The 6,000-nt window shown below is 39.5% G+C and carries 5 protein-coding genes; 4 read left to right on the forward strand and 1 reads right to left on the reverse strand.

All coding sequences use genetic code 11. The features are described 5' to 3' along the window. Positions 1-12 precede the first annotated feature (12 nt). The 4 genes from pcaF (at position 13) to HX129_RS16905 (ending at position 4,249) form a co-directional block, all read left to right on the forward strand. A complete protein-coding gene (gene pcaF, locus HX129_RS16890) occupies positions 13-1,224 on the forward strand; it encodes a 3-oxoadipyl-CoA thiolase (RefSeq protein ID WP_286433913.1) in 1,212 nt (403 codons plus the stop codon). A gap of 67 nt (positions 1,225-1,291) precedes the next feature. After that, entirely contained in the window at positions 1,292-2,602 is a 1,311-nt protein-coding gene (paaK, locus tag HX129_RS16895; RefSeq protein ID WP_286433914.1) for a phenylacetate--CoA ligase PaaK, read from the forward strand. Between the two features lie 62 nt (positions 2,603-2,664). Then, complete coding sequence (locus tag HX129_RS16900) at positions 2,665-3,606, forward strand: PaaX family transcriptional regulator (protein ID WP_174492637.1); 942 nt, start codon at positions 2,665-2,667, stop codon at positions 3,604-3,606. A 49-nt stretch (positions 3,607-3,655) separates the two neighbouring features. Beyond that, positions 3,656-4,249, forward strand: a complete 594-nt coding sequence (locus HX129_RS16905; protein ID WP_130073575.1) for a DapH/DapD/GlmU-related protein — start codon at positions 3,656-3,658, stop codon at positions 4,247-4,249. A gap of 84 nt (positions 4,250-4,333) precedes the next feature. Here the strand turns inward: HX129_RS16905 and HX129_RS16910 are convergent, their stop codons facing one another. Then, positions 4,334-5,452: a Fic family protein gene (locus HX129_RS16910; protein ID WP_286433918.1), complete on the reverse strand. Its 1,119-nt coding sequence runs from the start codon at positions 5,450-5,452 to the stop codon at positions 4,334-4,336. Positions 5,453-6,000: the final 548 nt, after the last annotated feature.

Here is a 6,000-nt window from a genome sequence, read left to right on the forward strand (position 1 = left end):
GGGAGAACAATAATGGAACAGGTTTTTATTTGTGATGCAATTCGCACGCCAATTGGCCGTTATGCCGGTGCTTTAAGCAGTATCCGTGCCGATGATCTAGCAGCCTTGCCCATCGAATATTTAAAACAGCAACATCCTGACTTGCCTTGGGAACAGTTAGATGAAGTGATCTTGGGTTGTGCCAATCAGGCAGGTGAAGATAATCGTAATGTGGCACGTATGGCAGCATTATTGGCTGGTTTGCCTGATACTGTCCCTGCAATTACAGTCAATCGTTTATGTGCTTCGGGTTTGGATGCGGTCGGTTTAGCAGCCCGTGCGATCAAATCAGGTGAGGCACAATTTGTTTTGGCGGGTGGTGTAGAATCGATGAGCCGTGCACCCTTTGTACAGTCCAAACCTGAAGCTGCTTTTAGCCGCACCCCAAGTATTTACGATACAACCATTGGCTGGCGTTTTATTAATCCAAAATTCAAAGCCAACTTTGGTGTCGATAGCATGCCTGAAACAGCTGAAAATGTGGCTGAAAAATATCAAATCAGTCGTGAGGATCAAGATTTATTTGCATTGAACAGCCAACAAAAAACCGCAAAAGCTCAGCAAAATGGTATTTTTAAAGCGGAGATTCTGCCTGTAAACATCACAGATCGTAAGAAAAATACCCTTCAGGTGACTGAAGATGAACATCCCCGTGCGGATACCACGCTTGAAGCATTAGCCAAGTTAAAAGCGCCATTTCGTAAAGAAGGTGGTTCTGTGACGGCGGGTAATGCATCAGGTGTGAATGATGGTGCAGCATGTGTGCTTTTAACAAGTGAAAAATTTGCCCAAGACTATGCTTTACAACCGCTTGCCAAAGTAATCGCAATCGCAAGTGCAGGGGTAGAAGCGAAATATATGGGCATTGGCCCTGTGCCTGCGGTGCACAAAGTACTGAAATTAGCAGGATTAAGTTTAGCGCAAATGGATGTGATTGAGCTGAATGAAGCTTTTGCCGCACAGTCTTTGGCGGTGATGCGTGAGCTAGGTTTAGATGATGAAGATCCACGCGTTAACCCTAACGGTGGTGCAATTGCACTTGGGCATCCTCTTGGTATGAGTGGTACACGGCTGGTGATCACTGCGATGCATGAGTTAAAACGCCGTCAAGGCAAATACGCACTGTGCACCATGTGTGTGGGTGTAGGACAAGGTGTTGCGCTCATTTTGGAAAATGTTGCGTAAAACAGATTTAAGGACAAAACAGGATTGTAAATGACAGCCAAAGGATGGCTGTTCAAGGAGAAATAAGATGAATAATAATGCTTTGGAACACATCGAAACCGCATCTATAGATGAATTACGCAGTCTGCAATTACAACGTCTAAAAAAGACCTTGCAGCATGTTTATGCTAACAGTAGCGTGTATAAAAAGAAATTTGATGATGCAGGCGTGCATCCTGATGATTTAAAAAGTCTAGCAGATTTAGCGAAATTCCCATTTACCACCAAAAAAGATTTACGTGACAATTATCCGTTTGGCATGTTTGCTGTCCCACAGGAACAAATTGTACGTGTCCATGCCTCTTCAGGGACTACAGGTCAGCCTACAGTCGTGGGTTATACCCAAAATGATATTCAAATTTGGTCAGATGTGGTGGCACGTTCATTACGTGCTGCGGGTCTCAGTCATAAAGACATCATTCAGGTTTCCTATGGTTATGGTTTATTTACGGGTGGTTTAGGCGCGCATTATGGTGTTGAGCGCTTGGGCGCAACGGTCATTCCAATGTCAGGTGGACAAACCGATAAACAAGCGCAATTAATCAATGACTTTAAACCTACAGCGCTGATGGTCACACCTTCATATTGTTTAAATATCATTGAAGCTTTAGAGAAAAAATTTGGAACGGCAAAATGCTCTATTAAAACAGGCGTATTTGGTGCCGAGCCATGGACCAATGAAATGCGTAAAGAAATCGAGGATCGCTTTGGCATTGATGCGTTGGATATTTATGGATTATCTGAAGTGATGGGACCTGGGGTGGCGATGGAATGTCTTGAAAGTAAAGATGGCCCGACCATTTGGGAAGACCATTTCTATCCTGAAATTATCAACCCGGAAACAGGTGAAGTATTGCCTGATGGTGAATTAGGCGAATTGGTCTTTACCACTATTACCAAAGAAGGGATGCCTGTCATTCGCTACCGCACCCGTGATTTGACTCGACTTTTAGCAGGCACGGCACGTTCAATGCGCCGTATGGATAAAATTGTGGGGCGTAGTGATGATATGATGATTATTCGTGGGGTGAATGTATTCCCTACACAGATTGAGGAGCAAATTTTACATATCCCACAGCTTTTACCTAATTATGAAATTCAAATTTGTAAACAAGGTCATTTAGATACATTGCATATTCGTACGGAAATGCGTCAGGATATTCATTCTGATTTAACACAACAACTGGCAGCACAGTTAAAAAGTCAGATTAAAACCATGGTAGGAATTTCAGTCAGTGTAGAAATCTTACAGGAAGGAACTTTGCCGCGTTCGGAAGGTAAAGCACAACGTGTATTTGACATTCGACATCTAGTTCAGGAACACTACAAGTCAGCGTAGTGGGTGTATATGCAAATGATGCACTGAATGGGTTGAAAAATATAAGGTAATAGTGAAACAATATGAATCCAAAACTCAAACAAGCAATTGATGATTTTATTGCCAAAGAAGTGCTCAGTGGGACGTCTTTGATCATGACGGTATTTGGTGATTGTGTGTATCACCATGGTGGTATTATCAGTCTTGCCAGTCTGATTCAATTGATGGATGTATTTGGATTCAATGAACGTTCAGTACGCACTGCTGTATTTCGCTTGGTGCAAAATGGCTGGCTAGTGTCCGAAAAAATTGGACGCACCAGCTACTATCGAGTGACTGAAACGAGTCGACAACGGTTTGTGCAGGCCGATGCCAAAATCTATAATTTCACCCATATTGAATGGGATCAGAAATGGGACTTGGTTTTACTAAGTTCGGTTGAGCTTGAAAATAAACTGGTATTGAAGAAAGAATTGGAGTGGTTAGGATTTGCCAATATTGCCAGTAATGTAATGGCGTATCCGGGATGTGATCATTTAAAACTGCAAAATTTATTGCTCAATCTAAAAATGACTGACCAAGTGGTGATTTTCAAAGCGGAAACATTACAACTTTGGCAGGAGTCTTATCCTACTGTGAAACGCATGGTGGAAACCAATTGGCCTGTGGCAGAGTTACATGCGCGCTATGATAAATTTATCAAAGACTTTCGAGAATTTATGAATTTAGTTGAAAATGCCGATGATTTAGATGCCATTCAAGCCTTTCAAATTCGGATTTTATTAATTCATCAATATCGCCGTATTTTACTTAAAGACCCTGATTTACCATCAGAATTATTGCCATCTCATTGGTTGTCTTTAAATGCTCGTAATTTGAGTAGTAATTTATATCAATTGGTGGTCGCAACAGGTGAAGAGTTTTTTATGCAATATGCCCGTACTTCAGAAGGGGCTATGCCACCGCTGCACCCGCAATTTTATAAACGCTTTGGTGGCATTAAGCAAGAAGAGTTAACTGACTGATTTTTAGATATTCTATCTAAAAGATAAAATCGATTTAATGGACTAAAATATGACCTGTTATGCAATTGATGGTGTAATTCCTGTAGTGAGCCCTAAAGCTTATGTACATCCCACAGCAGTATTGATTGGTGATGTCATTATTGAAGAAGGTGTCTATATTGGTCCTTTTGCATCTTTACGTGCAGATTTTGGCGGCATTCACATCAAAAAAAATGCCAATGTGCAAGATAATTGCGTGATTCATGGCTTCCCCAATAAGGTGACGGTGGTGGAAGAATATGGACATATTGGACATGCGACAATTTTACATGGCTGTCATATTGGTAAAAATGTTTTGGTTGGCATGAACAGTGTCATTTTGGATGATGCAGATATTGGCGAAAATACCATCATTGGTGCCAACAGTACCGTCAAAGCCAAAGCTGTAATTCCAGCGCATGTTTTGGCTTTAGGTAGTCCTGCCAAAGTTATTCGTGATTTGGAGGAAAAAGAAATTGAGTGGAAAAGAAAAGGGACGCAAGAATATATTGTATTGGTACAGCGTTGTTTGAATACATTGCAAGAAGTGATGCCCGATCCACAGGTGAAAACAGGGCGCTTAACACATGAAGTATTTGGTGCAAAGCATGTCTATAAATCATAAATTTTGGCGTAATGAATAGGATATATCCTTCACCAAATATAAAAACCCCTACAGAATATTGGGGTTTTTAACTGACTAAAATATCTATAATTGAGTGTTAATCTGATAGCGTGTATTACGGCCACCACCTTCTAATTTTACAATGCATTCCTTTTCTAGTAAGTCTGATAAGTGGCGCGTAGCTGTTGCCTTACTGACTTTCGTAACCTTTTGGTATTGTGAAGCACTGATCCCATGCTCAAATCCATTTTCTCCGCCGTCTAATAAACGGTTTATCACTTTACGCTGTTCTGCACTTAAAGTTAAATTTGAATGTTTATGCCAAAACTGACTTTTAAAGAGTGTTCGATTGATCTGAGCTAAAGTATTTTCAAGGCTATCATCTAAGGTATCTAAGAACCAAACCAACCAATCTGTAATATCAGAATCATTTTTTTGCGTTTTTTCTAATATCTCATAATAACTTTTGCGCTTATTTAATATTGCGGTAGACATTGCATATAAACGAATGCTCTGTTCATCCATTTGAGCAAGAGCAAGGTCGGTAAGTGTACGGGTAATACGTCCATTACCATCATCAAAAGGGTGTAATGTCACAAACCATAAATGGGTAATACCTGCACGTAATAAAGGATCAAGTAATGAATCATTCAAACTCTGATTAAACCATACGATGAAATGATTTAAACGATGTTCTAGGCCTTCTCTTGGAGGGGCTTCAAAATGTACAGTAGGGTAATCCAATCGACCTGAAATGACTTGCATGGGCTCTGATCCTCTCAATTGACCGATCCTTAAGCGTTGCATTGTCCAATCAGGATCATTGAAAAGCCAATGATGCCATTGTATGAGACGTTCAAATGTGAGGGGTTGCTGAACGTCATTTAGTGCATCCAACATAATATTTGCTAGACCTTCTGAGCGATCTGAGCTGGGATAAGGTTGTTCTAATGTCACTCCTAAACGTTGAGCTAAAGAAGATCGCAACGAGAAAACATTGAGCGTTTCATTTTCAATTGCTGATGAGGCAATAAGATTAGCAAGTAGAGTATCTAGAGTGAATCGCTCTTTGGCTAAATTATGCTGACTTTGTCCAAGAAGAATCCCTATTTTTTGATGTATCTGTCTAGTTTTAGGTAAGATCACTGAATCTTGCCATGTGAAATTGGTCCAATTTTCTACCTGCCAAATCCATTGCTGCATTTCAATTTCTCTCATCTAAAATCTATGATGAGCTGAATATAACACATATTTGGCTCACTATTTGATTCGAATGTGTTATTGAATTGGCTCGCATCTTTGTCTAAGACTTTTTACTTGGGAATAACATAGTTGTAAGAATTAATTATCTTGATCAAAAAGTACTACATAGTAGTATTTGTACAAACAATAGAGGTAAGAAGAGAGACTTCATATATTTCTAGTCTTATTAGAGATAAATTTGCTAAATAATAACTGAGAAAAAGTGGTATCTATATCATCAGTTCCTCAAAATTCCAACTGGTGTATACGTGAGTTTAAAAACAAGTTAGTAAAACAATTTTATTTTATGTTGTAGAACATGTATTTAATAAAAGGATTATTAGTAATGAAACTATCTAAGCTTTTGGGGTTTTTGCATTGAATGGTGATGGTAAATATATGGGTGTTGATGGAAAAAGGCTTAAATACATTTGTTATTCCTAAGTAGAAATGTCCTACCTAATAACCAAATAGAAATGTCCTATATGGACAATTCCAAGTCAAGCACA

This window comes from Acinetobacter sp. 251-1 (assembly GCF_030329305.1).
Lineage (GTDB): Bacteria > Pseudomonadota > Gammaproteobacteria > Pseudomonadales > Moraxellaceae > Acinetobacter > Acinetobacter piscicola_A.